Source organism: Martelella alba, from assembly GCF_005217455.1.
Taxonomy (GTDB): domain Bacteria; phylum Pseudomonadota; class Gammaproteobacteria; order Enterobacterales; family Enterobacteriaceae; genus Acerihabitans.
Genome location: NZ_SZPQ01000017.1, coordinates 56773 through 74207, shown reverse-complemented (window position 1 = coordinate 74207; position 17435 = coordinate 56773). Strand labels below are relative to the sequence as shown.

The window sequence follows — 17435 nt, the reverse complement described above, 5'->3', positions numbered from 1 at the left end:
GCGAAAGGGTCAGAAAATAAGATTTTGTTATTTCTCAGCAAGATCCGGTGAAAAATCCACCGCTTAGCCGGGCGTATCGCGCACGGGGCCAATGGCAAAAAACTGAAATGGGTAGTCTTATTCCTAAAACGTGACGCAGCCGACAGGGAAACCTTGTAAAGAGATAATTAATAATTAGTATAACAACGAAGAGGCATATGTTGTGCCAATAGTGTCTTTTTTGGATAAAAAACGAGCGGTGAAATCTGGATTTGTGACTGAGCTAACACTCAGCGGCACGTAGCGGCGGGCCTTGGAAACCCCGGAATGTACATATTTTAAGCGTCAGCGATAGAGTACATTGGTAGCTACAAGCCAAGGGCGGTAGCGTGTTTTGAGAAAACTCAACGCGCACACTTCCCCAGCACAATTTATGCACCGCTTAAAAAATGACCTTGTCGACAGGCCGTATCCAACAATCCTAACCGGCAGCATCCGCGCCGGTCCATCTATGAATCGATACCGATTAAATGGTGGTATTTCCTTTTCTTGTGTTATCTCCACTGCATTCATCCACCCGTACTATCGGCGCGGCGACGACGGACTTTAGTGTAAAAAGATTTTTTTCCGCCTGATAGGTTAATTTTTGAGCGTCGGTTGCCGGGATCCACTAGGCGCGCCATACGTCGAGTGCCCACAACCGGCCAGCGCAGATAGGTTTAAGAGAGAATCATTGTAATGATAAGTTTAACAGTTGAATTTTTCAGCTATATTTGCTCAAGTAGTCCTATCTTTACGGTGAATGACAATCGATGAGATGCCAGGCGATGAGCGCGGACCACCAACACCAAGGACGTACTTTGCGGCACTGTACATTATTTTGGGGCTTTTTTGGCGTTAACACCCTATCGGAAGGCGGTATCAAAGACATGGATACGCTTTTTGGCCGAGCAACGACGAGAGTGATGAAAACTCAATGATGAAAACAAAACTTAAGTTGATGCCGCTTTTGGTGTCGGTAATGTTGGTTAGTGGTTGTACGGTGGTTCCGGGTATGAATATGTCCACAAGTGGGAAAACTATCATCAAAGAGGATGATTCAGATTTTGATATCGGTAAGTATGTAAATGTCTATAAGCTCACCCCAGCTGTCCTAGAACAGCTGAGGCCAGAGGTAAATGTTGCTAGAAATAATAAAACATTAGAAGAAGAAATATCAAAATACCAATATAGGGTCGGTATAGGTGATGTATTAAATATTACGGTCTATGAGCATCCAGAACTAACTACACCTGCAGGTACTTATCGTAGCGCTTCTGATTCTGGGAACTGGGTCCAAGCGGATGGAACAATCTATTACCCATATATAGGTAAAGTATATGTTGCGGGTCATACAATAAATGAAATAAGAGAAGAAATAAGTAAAAGACTTGCGCAATATATAGAGTCACCACAAGTTGACGTTAGTGTGGCCGCATTTAGATCGCAGAAAGCTTATGTTACTGGCGAAGTGAATAAATCGGGTGAACAAGCAATTTCGAATGTTCCATTAACTATTTTAGATGCAATTAATAATGCTGGTGGTTTAGGTACCAATGCGGATTGGAAAAATGTAATATTAACCCATAACGGGAAAGAAGAAATGATTTCTTTACAAGCACTAATGCAAGATGGTGATTTAGAACAGAACCACCTCTTATATGCTGGAGATATCTTATATATTCCAAGAAACGATGAACTGAAAGTCTTTGTCATGGGAGAAGTTACAAAACAAGCAACATTGAAAATGGATCGAAGTGGGATGACTTTGACAGAAGCGTTAGGAAATGCTGAAGGAATAAATCAAACAACATCAGATGCTACGGGTATCTTTGTTATCCGTCCTATATCTAAGAACAACAAATCAAATAAATTAGCAAATGTTTATATGCTAGATCTCTCAGATGCTACGTCCCTTATTCTGGCAACAGAATTTAAACTTAAACCATATGATATTGTATACGTCACTACTGCACCAATAACTCGCTGGAATAGAGTTATCAGTCAATTGGTGCCTACAATCAGTGGAGCTCGCAATATATCTGAAAGTGCTCAAGATGTGCATGATTGGTAAGATGAAACAGTTAAAAATACTTGTTGTTTGTACAGGGAATATCTGTCGATCCCCATTGGGAGAATGGTTACTAAAGTATTATACACATAATAATGAAATCATTTCTGCAGGAATTATTGCATTGAATAACATAACAGCAGATCCATATGCAATAGAAATTGCTAGACGACATAATCTAGACATTAGCGGCCATCATCCTCAAAAAATCACTTATGAATTGTGTAATAAATGTGAATTGATTTTGGTTATGGAAAGAAAGCATATAAATGAAATTTGCAAAATTGCACCATTAACCAGAGGGAAAATTTTGCTATTTGGTCATTGGAGCGGGAAGAGAAATATACCAGATCCATATAGGAAAAGTAAAGAAACCTTTGAATATATCTTTAAACTACTTGATGAAGATGCCCAAAATTGGGCTAGAGCATTAACTTATTGAATAATCAAGGATTAGAATGTCTGAAAAAGATATGATTTCACGAACAACTGGTGAAAGTAAGGATGAGCTCGATCTCGCCCGGATAATTGGGTTATTACTTGATTATAAGTGGGTAATTATCAGTATAATTTCCTTATTTGCGATAGCTGGTATATTATATTGTCTATTTGCGACGCCTATCTATAAGGCCGACGCATTAGTACAAGTAGAACCCACGATCGAAAATGATTTAATGAACGATCTAGCAAGCGTTTTACCGACTGCAAAACCAAGTTCGGATGCTGAAATCGAACTCATTAAGTCAAGGTTAGTTCTGGGGAAAACCGTTCATGATTTAAATTTAAATATTACCGCGGAACAAAAATTTGTTCCTATAATAGGGGCTGGATGGGCACGATTAATAGGTGAAACTACAGCAAAAATACTTATAACAAAATTAAACATCCCCGACGATTTAATTGGTGAAGAGCTTGAATTAGAATCTCTTAAGAATAACGAATATATACTATCGTATAACGATAATATACTATTAAGATGTAAAATTGGGCAATTCTGTAGTAAAAATGGTATAACAGACTACGTAGAAAGTATAATAGCAAAACCAGGCACTAAGTTTGCAGTTAAGAAAACCAGGCCATTAACGGCCATTAATAATTTAAACAAAGAGCTTTCCGTTTTAGATGCAGGGAAAGATACTGGAGTATTAACTTTAACACTAACCGGCGATGATAAAGTTAAAATTAAAAACATATTAAATAGTATAGCATTTAATTATCTCCAGCAGAATATTGAAAGAAAATCTGAAGAAGCAAATAAAAGTTTGCTCTTTTTAAAATCTCAATTACCTAAAGTAAGATCTTCTTTAGATCAAGCTGAAGATAGATTAAATAAATATCGGCAAGAACATGATTCAGTAGATTTATCTTTAGAAGCAAGATCACTTCTTGAACAGATGGTAAATATTGAAAATGAAATTAATCAATTGACAATAAAAGAAGCTGAAGTTTCTAAATTATATACTAAAAAACATCCTTCATATAAAACTTTACTGGATCAAAAGAAAGTTTTAGAACAGCAAAAAAATCAATTAAATCAGCAAATTAATACAATGCCAAAAACTCAGCAGGAGATATTACGATTAACAAGAGATGCTCAATCTGATCAATCTATATATATAGAACTTTTAAATAAACAACAAGAATTAAATATTTCTAAAGCTAGTACAATTGGTAATGTAAGAATTGTAGATAATGCCGTAACTCAGCCACAAGTAGTTGAACCACAAAAAATACTAATAATGCTTATTTCTGTGATTCTAGGTGCTATCGTCTCAACAGTCTATGTGGTAATCAAAAATCTCTTACATAGGGGAATAGAAGACCCTGCAGTATTAGAAGAGAATGGTATCACAGTTTATGCAAGTATACCATTATCAACTTGGCAAGTACAAAAGGATGCAGAATATATAAAAAAATATCAGAATAGAAAAAGCAATAAAGAAGCTATACGAAAGGAACTCCTTACAATAGGAAACCCAACTGACATAGCCATCGAAGCTATGAGAAGTCTTAGAACAAGTCTGCATTTTGCTATGTTGGAAGCAAAAAATAATGTGCTAATGATATCTGGAGCTAGTCCATCAATAGGGAAGACATTCGTCTGCACAAATATTGCCGCGGTATTCGCGCAAGCAGGAAATAATGTTCTTTTGATCGATGCTGATATGCGAAAAGGATATTTACACGAAATATTTGGATTAAATAATAATAAGGGCCTATCAGAAATTATATCAGACCAAATTTCGATTAATGAGGCTATCAAAAGTAATATAATTACTAACTTGAGTGTTATAACAAGAGGAAAAGCACCACCAAATCCCTCAGAATTACTTTTAAATGATAAGCTTGAGAAAATACTCACATGGGCGAAAAATGTTTATGATATTATTTTGATAGATACACCTCCCATTTTGGCCGTAACTGATGCTGCCATAGTCGGCCGTCATGCCGGAACTTCACTATTAATTACACGATATGGTATTAATACTTTGAAAGAAATTAAATTGAGCATAAATAGACTTGAACAAAATGGTGTTTATATAAAAGGGGCTATAATTAATTCTGTAATCAAAAAATCAAGTAATTATTATAATGATTATGGCTATTATGATTATGATTATAAATCAATAGACAGCTAACTATGAGCACAACATTTCTGTGAAGGGTGTAAAACAACATGAAATTGCTATTGGTTGGTAATCATACATGCGGGAACCGAGGTGATGGTGCAATTTTACGAGGACTTATTTCATCAATAAAGAGTATTAATGCTGAAATTGAGATAGATGTCATAAGTAGATATCCAATAAGTTCTACTTACCTTTTAGGTAGAAGAGTAGATAAAGATTTTTTATTTAATTCGGTAAAAAATAATAATAAAACAATTTTTAGAAAAATAAAATCAAAAATATTTGAAAATAAGGATTTTTATGATCTTTTCGATGAAGTAAAGAAAAATAGAACATTTGACAAAAAAACAGATATAAGCTCTATATATAAAAAGCTTATTGAGAAAATGCAAGATTATGATGCAATTATACAAGTGGGGGGGTCTTTTTTTGTCGATTTATATGGCGTACGTCAATTTGAACACGCACTTTGCGCGATGGCTGCAAAAAAACCCCTTTTTATGATTGGGCATAGCGTTGGGCCATTTACTAATGAAAAATTTAACCATGTTGCTGATTATGTATTTGAGAATGTAAATAAACTTATTTTGCGGGAAAATATAAGTTTTGAATTAATGAAAAGGAGTAAAATTTCTGTAAGTAAGGTCTTAGAAGGAACCGATACAGCATGGTTGGTTAATCCTGAAGATTGTGAGCGTGATGATTTGCGGAATAATATATCTCCAAAGTTGTTTAATATACTTTCTTCTGGGAAAGCAAAAATAGCAATAACCTTAAGAGAATTAGCTCCGTTTGATATAAGACTTAAAGTTACGCAAGAGCAATATGAAATTGCATTCGCTAATTTAGTAAAAAAAATTATTAAATTAGGATATCAAGTGATTGCTGTATCAACTTGTACAGGTATTGAAAGTTATAATAAGGATGATCGTATGGTAGGGTTACGTATAGGAGATAATATCAACGACGAAAATTATTATGTAGTAATGGATGAGGTGAATGATATTCAACTGGGACAAATATTGCAGTTTTGTAAGTTAACAATTGGCACCAGATTACATTCGGCTATTATTTCAATGAATTTTGGTACACCAGCAATCGCAATAAATTATGAGCATAAGTCTTTAGGAATTCTAAAAAATATTGGTTTAGAAGAACTTTCCATAGATATTAAAGAATTGATTGAGGGAAAACTTATTTCGCATATATCAAATATATTGGATAACATTTCAGAAACGAAAATTAATATTTGTGAATCAGTGCAGAAAGAAAAAGAAAAAGGGGTGGGAATAATCAAAGATATAATAAAAGCAATAGAGATATTAAAATGAAAATAATTTTTTTTATATCAAGATTCCCCATATTTTCCGAAACATTTGTATTGAATCAAATCGTTTCTTTCATTAAATTAGGGCATAATGTTCGCATAATTTCAATTTGGCCTGGAGATACAGATAAAAAACATCCATTATATGATGATTATAATTTGGGTGAAATAACAAGTTATTTATTACCCGCTGAAAAAAATAATAAAATTTTCAAGCTAGTATATAGACTTTTTAAAACGGTTACAAACATATATAAAAAAAATGTTCGTAATGGACTAAATAAAAAAAAATTTGGATCACAGACAAAAAAACTATTTTTATCAACTATTCTTGCGAGAAACAAAAAAAGTAGCGCAGATTTTTTTTTAGTTCACTTCGGCATAAATGGTATTATTGCTAGACAACTTCGTAGAGCTGGTTTATTTGAAGGAAAAATTGCAACAATTTTTCATGGAAATGAGATTTCAGAATATTCTTTAATAAATAAGCATAAAGCTGATTATGAAAAATTATTCAGCGATACAGAACTTATTTTACCCATAAGCTATAATTGGAGGAATAAATTAATATCTTTGGGGTGTGCAATACAGAAGATCATAGTGTTAAGAATGGGTATTGATCTTGAATCATTTAATTTTAATGAAATGATAGTTAAGAAAATTAATGAAGATAGTCCAATAAAACTATTAACAGTGGCAAGATTTGTTGAAAAAAAAGGAATATATTATGCCATCTGTGCTTGTAAAAAACTCAAAGAACAAAATTTCAAGTTTCATTATAAAATTGTAGGTTCAGGACCATTATTAGCCTCGTTAAAAGAAAAGATTTATTCTTTAGAACTTCAAAATAACATTGAAATTGTGGGTTTTAAAAATCAAACGGAAGTTAAAGAATTAATGAATGAAAGTAATTTTCTTTTACTACCTTCAATAACAGCGATGAATGGCGATCAAGAAGGTATACCAGTAGTCTTAATGGAAGCTATGGCGATGGGGTTACCTGTTATATCAACGTATCATAGCGGCATTCCTGAACTGATCGAAAATGAAAAATCAGGTTTTTTGGTTCCAGAAAAAGAGGCAAGCGCAATTTCTCATATTCTGATAGATCATGCTTATGATAAGAAAACATTAAGGGAAATAACAAAGTTAGCCCGTATAAAGATAGAAGAAGAATTTGATCAACAAAAAGTCAACACTTATTTAGCCAATTTATTGGAGTCAAAAATAGGTGAGTAACATAAGAAATCAGGCAATATGGATGTTTGGTGGAACATGTTTTAATGCAATACTGCAAATTTCTCAGTTAGGTATCCTGGCGAGGGTATTGCCCATTTCAGAACTTGGGGAACTTTCAATTATAAATGCAATACTCAGTGTTGCTATGGTACTACAAGATATGGGAATGAGTAGTTATTTAGTTCATCGGCAGGTCTTATCACGCAAAGAACAAAGTACAATATTTTGGGTGAATGTATTTATCGGTTTTTGCACTGGAGGAATATTACTGATACTAGCTTATCCAATCTCTTATTTTTATAATATTAAACAATTATTTTATTATATATCACTTTCTAGTTTAAATTTCTTTATCATTGGAGCTCTCTCTCAATATCAATCGCACTTTATAAAAATAAAAAAAGTTATTATACTGGCTAAAATTGAGATGCTAGCTAAATTTTTATCATTTTTATTTATAGTTATTTTTGTTAAAATTACAAATTTAGGTATTTATTGTGTAATAATAGGGCTATTCATCAATGCATTAATCAGGTTATTTTGCTTAATTATAAAATCAGAAAAATCATGGCATCCAACTTTTGAGTTTAACGTCAAAACATGCAAAGAAGCGATAAAATATGGTAGTTTTCAATTAGGATCGCAAACAATAAATCAACTTCGAACCCAAGCTGATTCATTTATTATCGGTAAAATACTAGGTCCAGAAATTTTAGGGATATATTCACTTGCAAAAGAATTGGTTTTGCGTCCATTACAGTTAATAACTCCTGTCATCAATAGGTTAGCTTTACCTCGATTTGCTGAAAATCAGCATTCTAATGTTGAGTTAAAAAAGATATATTTAAAGTCTACTTTTTTTATAGTCATAATATGCGCAATCGGCTATGCCTTTGTTTCTTTATTTTCCCCGACTATAGTAAGCATTCTTTATGGTAAAAATCACTTAAAAGTGGCTGCCATCTTACCTCTTATGTTAGTATTTGGAATGTTGAGACCAATGGGCGGACTAACTGGATCAATTTCGCAAGCAAATGGTAAAACGCATATAGAGTTTTTGTGGAATATTTGGGCTACAATGATAATGTTAGTTTGCTTGATAACGGCTGTTACATTCCATAATATCGGAGCCGTAGCAATATCTTTATCAGTATCTCAATTATTAATATCAGTATTTGTTCATCCACTTTTTATTAAACCAGTAGTCGGAATTGATTTTATTTCATATATTAAACAATGGATTTTTGTTGCTATTGCATTTGTTTTGTTAATTTATTTTATAAATTACAATGATCTTTATATTAACTTAATAAAATAATACGTTAAAATAAAGAGATGCATATTTTTTATTCAGCATATCATTCGAGGAAATTTATGGGTAATAAACTTGTCTCAGTTTATATTCCAACTCATAATCGGTCAAAGCTTCTTGAAAGAGCTTTACTTTCGGTTCTAAACCAGGATTATGAATACTTAGAGATTTTAATCTGCGATGACGGATCAAGTGACAATACTCATTCTTTAGTTGAGAACTATAAAAAGAAATACCAAAATATAATTTATTTAAAGAATGATCAACCCAAAGGAGCGTGCGCAGCAAGAAATCTAGGAATTTTTGCTGCTAAAGGTATATATATTACGGGTTTAGATGATGATGATGAATTTGTGAATAATCGTATAAGTACATTTGTTGATTTTTTTGAAAAAAACACATATGAGTTTATATGTTCTGGTATAACATTTAAAAATGGCAATCATTCAAAAAGCGGTTATGATCAAGAAAAAGTTATTCTCCTAGATGATTTACTTTATGAAAATATCGTAGGTAGCCAAGTTTTTACAAAAAGAGAAAATTTAGTTAGCATAGGCGGATTTGACGAATCCTTTAAAGCATGGCAAGATTATGATGCTTGGCTTCGCCTATGCGTGAAATGTGGTAATGGTTATAATATAGGTAGAGCAACATATATACAGCATCTAGAACATGAATTTGGCAGAATAACAACAAGTAATAAACTAGATATAGGCTATAGGCAATTTATAGAAAAACATAATTCGCTTTTAAAAAGACAACACAAAGAAAACTTATATTTAAATTATAAAATGGCAAAAAGTGAACCTATAACTTTAACTGATTTAATATCGAATTTAAATAAAAAAAATTTTCTTAATATATGTAAATACAAAGCCAGAAAAATCTTAAAAATGTCATGATGCAAGTTGGGTGCATTTAATACACATCCCCCGGCAGGGTAGTTGATACCCCACACTGAAAATTACACTGGGGGCAACGGAGCCTGATATAAAAAGTTATTCACCGGAGTATAAGCACTTGGAAGCGCTGGAACACCCGGATTCAAGATCGTCGCCACACGGCAACGCGTCCAGCACCGGCCAATAAAGTGGGCGCCAAAGAAGAGTATCAAATGCTGGCATGGATGGCGTGTTTTGGAACGGTGGCGCGTATCGGTGTCGAATGTACGGGCTCATATGGTGCAGGATTGCTGCGTTACCTTCAAATAGCCGAACTGAAGTCCTGGAGGTTACGGCACCAGACAAAATGGAACGTCGTAAGCGAGGCAAAAGCGACACGATCGATGCAGCAAGTGCCGCTCACGCCGCGTTCTCAGGTATACGTACCGTTACACCTAAAACACGTAGCGGAATGGTTGAAGCACTGCGCGTCTTGAAAATCTGCCGCAAAACGGCTGTAGCTGTGCGGCGTATTGCGCTACAACTGATTCTAAATGAATATCGTTTCAGCCCCGGATGAGTTACGTGATCAGATACGTCACCTCACGAGAATGCAGTTGATCCGTACCCTGGCCGCGTGGTGACCCGGTGTTACCGGCTATCGTAACATTCAGTCCTGTACCCGTTTCTTCCGGCAAAACAAATCGTCACAGACTTAACCGTGGCGGCGATCGTGTAGCCAGCAGCGCTTTGCATATCATTGCGATAGACCGGTTACGCTTGGATACGAAAACACAGGAGTATGTGGCAAAACGGGTAGCCGAAGGCTGCCCAAAAATGGAAGCGTTACGCTGCCAAAAACGCTATATCTCGCGTGAAGTCTATATGTTATTGAGTAATCAAAATCGCCAGGTTAATAGCACACAACTAACTACTTGACTCTTAGAAGGGTATCAATGGTGCACCGATGAAATCCCAGAAGTTGAAAGCGAAACTGGAAGAACCGAGCATTACGAGTTCGCACAGCCGGCCGCGGGTCAGCAACGATAATCCGTATGTGCAGTCGTTGTTCAGGACGTTAAAGCATGTTCCATCGTGGCCGTCATAAGGTTTCCTGGATGTGGCTGAAGCCAGGTATTGGGTCGAGGTCTTCAGTGGGTAGAATAACAAAGAGAAGAGCATTGATATAGCGCCATCGGTTATGTCACACCGGAACAACGGCATCAGGGAGAAGATATAACCCTGTGGGCAAAACGAAAAGCGTTATATGAAACGGCCAGAAAAGCTCGACCGGAACAACGGTGGTCAACCTCATGCCGTCAATGGCAACGGGTTGAGGTAGTGATGCTGAATACAGATAAGATGGAAACCGGGTTGAAAACGGCAGCGTAAAAACGAATAAGGGTGCCAACTTCGTTGACAGCTACCGACATAATGAAATTATCCTATCATCCATTTCATGCAGTCTAAGTAATGGAACAGTATGAGAAGATACATTTTTTATTATTATAAAATCTTCAATAAGAAGCTTTGAAACCAACAAATTTCATTAAATTTCTTTAAAGTAATAAAATTGCTCAGTATCATTTGATAATAAAAAAGCATTAGCTCTTTGATCTGAAGGCTTAAATTCAAATATTTTATAATCTTATAATAAAATATACTCTGTAATATTTATAGTACGTAATTATCAATTTCATAAACTAATTCATTTCAACCTAAAAAGCATACTATAATTTTCAATAAGTTATAGCAAAATTATGACTAAGATGCGAAAACTAAAAGACCTTAAAATTGCAGTGTTATTCCCATCATCTATAATGGGCGGTCATGAACTAATGGCCTTAACCCATATTGATAGATTGTATAAAAAGGGAGTTGATATTAATATTTTTATTCCGAAAGATAATGCCCAGATGATAAATTATTGTATTGGAAAAAATAGAAAATATCAACTCCATAATATCTGCCATAAACGGTTTGATATTATTCATACTTTTTTTAATATTGGGCGCTTAATAAAAACCAGGTCCTATCTTAAAAAGTTAGGTATTGAATATGACGAAATAGTGATTGTTCAGGGTGATATAGAACTTGGCTCTATATTTTTACGAGCAGCCGAACATCTCAATATGAATGTTGTTTCTTATATTCCTTACGCACATTCATTTAAGAAAATGAAATCCCATTTATCCCTTTTAAAGGATATTTTAAGCCGTAAAATTTATAGAATTTGTATGCGTTATATAACAATTTCTACTTGTTTTAAAGACGATTTAAAATGTTTGAACTCCTCATCAGAAATTAAGGTAATGAGAAATATTATACCAAACGTACCCTTATCCGAAATTCGAGGAAAAGGTTATTGCTTCCTGGAAGACTATAAGAAAGTTAATATTCTTTTCCCTGGAAGGATAAGTTTTCGTCAGAAGGGCCATGACATTTTTATTGAGGCATTGAAATGCATTGAACGGAGAGAGAAAGTAATAAATGTTTTTTTCGTTGGTGATGGCCCGGATAAAAACAAATTAATTAAAATGTGCTCTAATTTACCATCTTTTATCAATATTAAATTTTGCGGATGGATAAATGATTTATGGGTCGAAGGCTATAAAATGGATCTAGTTATAATAGCATCAAGGTATGAGGGCGTCCCATTAGTTATGTTAGAAGCACTTCGGAGGAATATTCCTATTATAGCATCCAGCCGTGATGGGATGAAAGATTATCTTAGTGAATCTAGGACGTATATGTATAAATATGAAAAGGATGCAGCAAAGGAACTCAGTAAAAAAATAAATGCTTTTCTTTATAGTAGTTGTAAATGAGGAAGTGAAATGGTATGGAAATAACAAACTCATCTAATCAGAATAGGTATTTAACGTTTTCTTTCATTTTGATTTTCTTTATGGCAATTGCTTGCCAATTAACAGATATTACCGTGGGGCCAATAAAAGTTTGGGAATTAATGGCATTATCAATATTTCCTTTTTTTTTGCGGAAAATAGAAAATAAATTAATAATTTTTTTTTTATATTTATAATTTTTTTAATTTTATCTTTTATTAAGGCCATCACAACTGATACTCACTTTTATAATTATGGCGGGCTCAAAAGAACATATATTATATCTGTGGTCAGGTTTATTGAACTCACCTTATGCTTAATCGTTGCATCAATACCATATAATATAAATAGGATTTATAAAATATCGAGAAAAAGAATTATATCAATCTTTTTAAACGTGAATGCATTATTTACTTTAATTGTTTTGTCTCTTTTTGTTGTAGATTATGTCTTTAGTACTGCCTTTGTTTCTTATGGATCGACGCATAGATTAAGAGCTTTTTATGTCGAGGGTGGGCCATATGGTTTGTATTTAAGCACACTTTTTTTTCTTGAATGTTTATACTGTAAAAGAAAAGTTTTTTGTATTATATTTCTGTGTGCTTTAGTTTTGTCACAATCGAAAGCAGGAATATCTTCAACTGCTCTGTATCTTTTCTATATAATGCTTCTAAAAAATCGTTTCTTAAGAAGTTTTATAAAACCTAAAAATTTTATTAGATTTGTGATTTTTATTTTTATATCTTTCCTTTTAAGTGGTTATATAGTTTATAAAGTTTCTCAAGAATATATAGAAGAATTGGACAATATCTCAACTTCTTTAAATCAACGTGATGATGACCCTTCATTAGTTATGGGTAGAATTGCAGCAACATATATAGGCCCTAATATAATAAAAGATAATCCTCTAATAGGTATTGGATTAGGTGCTTATTCGCTTGTAAGGAATGATTCAAAATATAGAGGACCTTTCCCTGTTGTTCAAGCATGGGACTTGACAGGGTTAGGTGGTTTTCTGAATTTATTAATAGAAAATGGTATAATTGGTCTGTTATTATTTATTCTATGTATATTTTTATATTTTAAATATGATGTTAATGGAATAACATATATACTTTTATTTGCATTGCCCTTTTTATTAGGCGCTCAACTATATATGGTTTATCCATGGTTTTATTTAGGGTTATATAGTATATCGAGGTATTCTATTGATGAATAGAGATATAATTTTTGATGAAAGGTGGTCCGATTTTGGTGGAATAGGGACTTTTTCTAGAGAAATACAGCAAATTGCTAAATTTACAAATGCAAATTTTCATGGCAATCCTATTTCACCTTTCGATTGTGTAAGAATGTCATTTTATATAATCACATTAAAAGCTGGTTGCATATTCTTGCCTGGATATATCCCACCACTATTTTCAAAGATTCCATACGTTTTTACAATTCACGACTTGAATCATATTGATAGAGATGAAAACTCTAGTTTACTTAAACGAATTTTTTATAAATTTATAATTAAAAGGGGGTGTAAAAAGGCTAAAAAGATTTTTACCGTATCTGAATTTTCACGGAAAAGAATAATTGATTGGGCAAAAATTGATCCACAAAAAGTTATAAATATAGGAAATGGGGTATCTTCACAATTCAACGAGAATGTTATTCCTAAAAAGTTTGATTTTCCCTATATTTTATGTGTAAGTAACCGGAAGTTACATAAAAATGAAGAAATGACTATAAAATCTTTCGCAAATGCAAAATTATCATCAGATTATAAGCTTGTTTTCACTGGGAAATGTGATGAAAGTTTACATGAACTCATAATAAAGATGGATTTAGGCGATAAAATTTTTTTTACTGGATTTGTAGAACAACATGACTTCCCATCTTTATACAAAGGGGCTGATGCTTTAATTTTTATTTCTCTTTACGAAGGATTTGGATTGCCGATAATTGAAGCGATGGCTTGTGGTACACCGGTCATCACTTCTAGATGTTCCTCTCTACCTGAAATAGCTGGGGAAGCTGCGTTACTTGTAAATCCATTAGATCTGCACGAGATATCAAAAGCAATTTCGTTACTTACATATGATAAAAATCTTCGAAGTGAATTGATAAAAAAGGGTTTAATGCAGGCTAAAAAATTTACATGGCAAGCAACCGCAATGAAAGCTAAAGCAAATTTAGAGCAAATTATTTATGGAGTAAGTTAATGCAAAACAATAAAATTGCATTAGTTTCAGATTGGTTAGTAACTTTTGCTGGTGCAGAAAAAGTTTTAAATGAGATATTGAAAATATATGACGGCGCAGATTTATTTTCTGTTATAGACTTCTTGTCTGATGATGATAGAGCAAAGATACTCAACAAAAAAGCCACTACAACATTTATTCAGAGATTGCCGTTCGCTAAAAAAAAATATAAGACTTATTTACCATTTATGCCGTTTGCTATAGAGCAACTCGATGTCACTAAGTACGATATTATTATATCAAGTAATCATGCAGTTGCAAAAGGAGTTATTACTGGTCCGGACCAACTACATATTAGTTATGTACATTCACCAATTAGATATGCTTGGGATCTTCAATTTCAATACCTTAAAGAAGCAAATCTAAACAGTGGTATAAAATCATTTTTTGCTAAATATATTTTACATAAAATGCGTTTTTGGGATTCAAGAACTGCAAATAATGTTGATTATTTTATTGCCAATTCATACTTCATTTCAAGGCGAATTCAAAAAATTTATCGAAGAAATTCTCATGTTATATATCCACCTGTTGATGTAAATAAATTTACTATTCATGAGAATAAAGATAATTACTTTATGACTGCTTCAAGAATGGTCCCATATAAAAAAATTGATTTAATCGTTGAAGCTTTTTCGGCTATGCCAGATAAAAAATTAGTGGTTATCGGGGATGGCCCTGACATGGATAAAATAAAACGTAAGTCTTCTAAAAATATCGAAGTCCTAGGCTTTCAGCCCGATAATATACTTAAAGATTATATGCAGAAAGCTAAAGCTTTTGTTTTTGCTGCAGAAGAGGATTTTGGTATATCTCCAGTTGAAGCTCAAGCGTGTGGAACTCCAGTTATTGCTTATGGGAAAGGGGGAGCACTAGAAACTATAAGGCCACTAGGTGTTGTGAATCCTACAGGCCTATTTTATTATCAACAAGATGTAAAATCTCTAGTCGAGGCTGTAAATCTTTTTTTGCAAAATGCGGATAGTTTCAAACCTACAAACTGCCGCAATAATGCAGAAAAATTTAGCAAAGAGGTGTTTAAAACAAATATTTCTACATTTGTTGAACAAAAGTGGGAAGAATTTAATGCTTCAAAAAAGTTAACTTATTAAATTAAAGTTTATTATTAATTCTTTGTGGCTTAAATTATAATAATTTGATCTTCTTACTGCAAACAGTGCCAGTCTAAACTGAGCTATCCGGTCTTTCTTCCTGTCCACAAAGAGGCTCATTGTCATGAAAAAGACCCGCTATACCGAAAAAGTGATCATAAGTAAATGTTGGTAGTCACTCCGTTCCTGTAAATAATTTTCTGTCCGCTTTTCAAACCGCTATTGTTGAGCCGAAATCGTGATATATCGTAACCAATCGGTGAACTCACATTGCGTTGAGGAAGTAGCGTTATAGACTGGTCGGTATTAGGCTGTGTCCCTTAATCGTCTGAGCTATAGTAACTGTCTGTTTCCACGACATATTGAACTATGGCTCGCTACGACCTTCCCGATGAAGCATGGTCCATCATCAAGCCCCTGTTGCCTCCTGAACCTGCGACACGACGGGCCGGACGTCCATGGGCTGAGCATCGTAAAATCATCAATGGCATGTTCTGGGTGTTGTGTTCCGGCGCTCCATGGCGCGATTTACCCGAACGATATGGGCCATGGAAAACGGTTTATAACCGCTTTAACCGGTGGTCAAAGTCAGGCGTGATTAACATCATTTTCAACAGGTTGCTTTCACTACTTGATGCGAACGGCTTTGTTGACTGGTCTGCTACAGCACTGGATGGCAGTAATATCCGGGCGCTCAAATGTGCCGCAGGGGCTTAAAAAAACATCCCGATATCGACGGAGATAATGGGCTGGGTCGCTCTCGCGGCGGTTTTGGCACCAAAATCCATCTGGCAACAGACGGAAACGGCCTCCCGTTAAATATCGTGCTAAGCCCCGGGCAGGCTCATGAAAGCCAGTTCGCGCAACGACTTCTGGACGGTATTGGCGTTCAGCGTCAGAACGGCAGCATGAAACGCCGTGGACATGCAGTACTGGCCGACAAAGCGTACTCCGGGCACGCATTACGCAATGAGCTGAAAAATAACGGCATAAAGGCAGTAATCCCCCGAAAATCAAATGAGAAAATGGCATCGGATGGACGTGCGAAGCTTGATCGTGATGCGTACTGAAATCGTAACGTCGTTGAACGGTGCTTTGGTCGCCTGAAAGAATATTGTCGCATCGCTACTCGTTACGACAAAACGGCGAGAAATTATCTGGCGATGGTGAAACTGGGCTGCATCCGACTCTTTTATCAACGGTTACGTAATTAAGGGACACAGCCTAGTTCTCGACCAGCAATACAGCGTTGTTGAAACGGCAAAGGCGATGAACGTGGGAAAATCCACTATGGGTACCGACTCAGGCAGAATTTATCCGATGTATCCAGAAAGACGAAGATCTCTGATTTAGCACTGCACTGATTTTGGTCCTGGGTCAGCTGATAGCGCGGATACATTAATAATGTGGCGTTATTCAGGGGTTACGTTGGTTCTAAAGATAGATATTCTTAACGTAGCGTAGCTTTAACATGCTATATTTGTGACGAGTGTACAGACTCTTGCTTTGCCGATTTTGTGGTGACATCAAAACACTCTGGTCTGGATAGTGAGCGTGTGTAGTAATCGCTAGGAAAAGATGCGGCGTAAAACTCCACAAAGAAGAATAAGCTTGACAATGACAAGTGGAGCATTAAAGATAAGCAATAATTGCAACCAATATTCTAATCAGCGTTATTGTCAATGGTATTAGATTGCAAGGAAAAGATTCAAGAAGTAGATTTATGAATGATCTAAGTATTGATATG

Annotated in this window: 11 protein-coding genes and 2 pseudogenes; all 13 read left to right on the top strand. The window is 34.6% G+C overall.

Going from position 1 to position 17435, the window contains the following annotated elements:
* Positions 1 to 955: 955 nt before the first annotated feature.
* The 13 genes and pseudogenes from FCN80_RS12635 (at position 956) to FCN80_RS12575 (ending at position 16902) form a co-directional block, all read left to right on the top strand.
* Positions 956 to 2092, top strand: coding sequence for a polysaccharide export protein (locus FCN80_RS12635; RefSeq protein WP_136990518.1), 1137 nt, complete (start codon positions 956 to 958; stop codon positions 2090 to 2092).
* 1 nt (position 2093) lies between these two features.
* Positions 2094 to 2531: an arsenate reductase/protein-tyrosine-phosphatase family protein gene (locus tag FCN80_RS12630; RefSeq protein ID WP_136990517.1), complete on the top strand. Its 438-nt coding sequence runs from the start codon at positions 2094 to 2096 to the stop codon at positions 2529 to 2531.
* A gap of 16 nt (positions 2532 to 2547) precedes the next feature.
* Positions 2548 to 4728, top strand: a complete 2181-nt coding sequence (locus FCN80_RS12625; protein WP_136990516.1) for a polysaccharide biosynthesis tyrosine autokinase — start codon at positions 2548 to 2550, stop codon at positions 4726 to 4728.
* A gap of 38 nt (positions 4729 to 4766) precedes the next feature.
* On the top strand, positions 4767 to 6050 hold the full coding sequence (gene wcaK / locus FCN80_RS12620; protein ID WP_136990515.1) for a colanic acid biosynthesis pyruvyl transferase WcaK: 1284 nt from the start codon (positions 4767 to 4769) through the stop codon (positions 6048 to 6050).
* Positions 6047 to 7285 carry a glycosyltransferase gene (locus FCN80_RS12615; protein WP_136990514.1) on the top strand — a complete coding sequence of 413 codons (1239 nt, stop codon included), beginning with the start codon at positions 6047 to 6049 and terminating at the stop codon, positions 7283 to 7285. The genes wcaK and FCN80_RS12615 overlap by 4 nt, the downstream gene beginning before the upstream one ends.
* Positions 7278 to 8603: a lipopolysaccharide biosynthesis protein gene (locus tag FCN80_RS12610; RefSeq protein ID WP_136990513.1), complete on the top strand. Its 1326-nt coding sequence runs from the start codon at positions 7278 to 7280 to the stop codon at positions 8601 to 8603. The genes FCN80_RS12615 and FCN80_RS12610 overlap by 8 nt, the downstream gene beginning before the upstream one ends.
* 56 nt (positions 8604 to 8659) lie before the next feature.
* Complete coding sequence (locus tag FCN80_RS12605; protein WP_170975387.1) at positions 8660 to 9499, top strand: glycosyltransferase; 840 nt, start codon at positions 8660 to 8662, stop codon at positions 9497 to 9499.
* Positions 9500 to 9708: 209 nt separating this feature from the next.
* Positions 9709 to 10417, top strand: a pseudogene (locus FCN80_RS12600) (IS110 family transposase); the annotation flags it as partial.
* Between the two features lie 821 nt (positions 10418 to 11238).
* On the top strand, positions 11239 to 12306 hold the full coding sequence (locus tag FCN80_RS12595; protein ID WP_136990511.1) for a glycosyltransferase family 4 protein: 1068 nt from the start codon (positions 11239 to 11241) through the stop codon (positions 12304 to 12306).
* Between the two features lie 415 nt (positions 12307 to 12721).
* Positions 12722 to 13543, top strand: a complete 822-nt coding sequence (locus FCN80_RS12590; protein ID WP_230492645.1) for an O-antigen ligase family protein — start codon at positions 12722 to 12724, stop codon at positions 13541 to 13543.
* Positions 13536 to 14537: a glycosyltransferase family 4 protein gene (locus FCN80_RS12585; RefSeq protein ID WP_230492644.1), complete on the top strand. Its 1002-nt coding sequence runs from the start codon at positions 13536 to 13538 to the stop codon at positions 14535 to 14537. The genes FCN80_RS12590 and FCN80_RS12585 overlap by 8 nt, the downstream gene beginning before the upstream one ends.
* Positions 14537 to 15688 (top strand): glycosyltransferase family 4 protein, encoded by a 1152-nt coding sequence (locus FCN80_RS12580; protein WP_136990509.1) that lies wholly within the window; start codon positions 14537 to 14539, stop codon positions 15686 to 15688. The genes FCN80_RS12585 and FCN80_RS12580 overlap by 1 nt, the downstream gene beginning before the upstream one ends.
* Before the next feature lie 369 nt (positions 15689 to 16057).
* A pseudogene (locus FCN80_RS12575) lies at positions 16058 to 16902 on the top strand (IS5 family transposase).
* Positions 16903 to 17435 lie beyond the last annotated feature (533 nt).

What these genes read in the sequence shown, in the direction of transcription:
- FCN80_RS12635 (WP_136990518.1), top strand. Translation starts at nt 956, where the DNA reads ATGATGAAAACAAAACTTAAGTTGATGCCGCTTTTGGTGTCGGTAATG.
- FCN80_RS12630 (WP_136990517.1), top strand. Translation starts at nt 2,094, where the DNA reads ATGAAACAGTTAAAAATACTTGTTGTTTGTACAGGGAATATCTGTCGA.
- FCN80_RS12625 (WP_136990516.1), top strand. Translation starts at nt 2,548, where the DNA reads ATGTCTGAAAAAGATATGATTTCACGAACAACTGGTGAAAGTAAGGAT.
- wcaK (WP_136990515.1), top strand. Translation starts at nt 4,767, where the DNA reads ATGAAATTGCTATTGGTTGGTAATCATACATGCGGGAACCGAGGTGAT.
- FCN80_RS12615 (WP_136990514.1), top strand. Translation starts at nt 6,047, where the DNA reads ATGAAAATAATTTTTTTTATATCAAGATTCCCCATATTTTCCGAAACA.
- FCN80_RS12605 (WP_170975387.1), top strand. Translation starts at nt 8,660, where the DNA reads ATGGGTAATAAACTTGTCTCAGTTTATATTCCAACTCATAATCGGTCA.
- FCN80_RS12595 (WP_136990511.1), top strand. Translation starts at nt 11,239, where the DNA reads ATGACTAAGATGCGAAAACTAAAAGACCTTAAAATTGCAGTGTTATTC.
- FCN80_RS12585 (WP_230492644.1), top strand. Translation starts at nt 13,536, where the DNA reads ATGAATAGAGATATAATTTTTGATGAAAGGTGGTCCGATTTTGGTGGA.
- FCN80_RS12580 (WP_136990509.1), top strand. Translation starts at nt 14,537, where the DNA reads ATGCAAAACAATAAAATTGCATTAGTTTCAGATTGGTTAGTAACTTTT.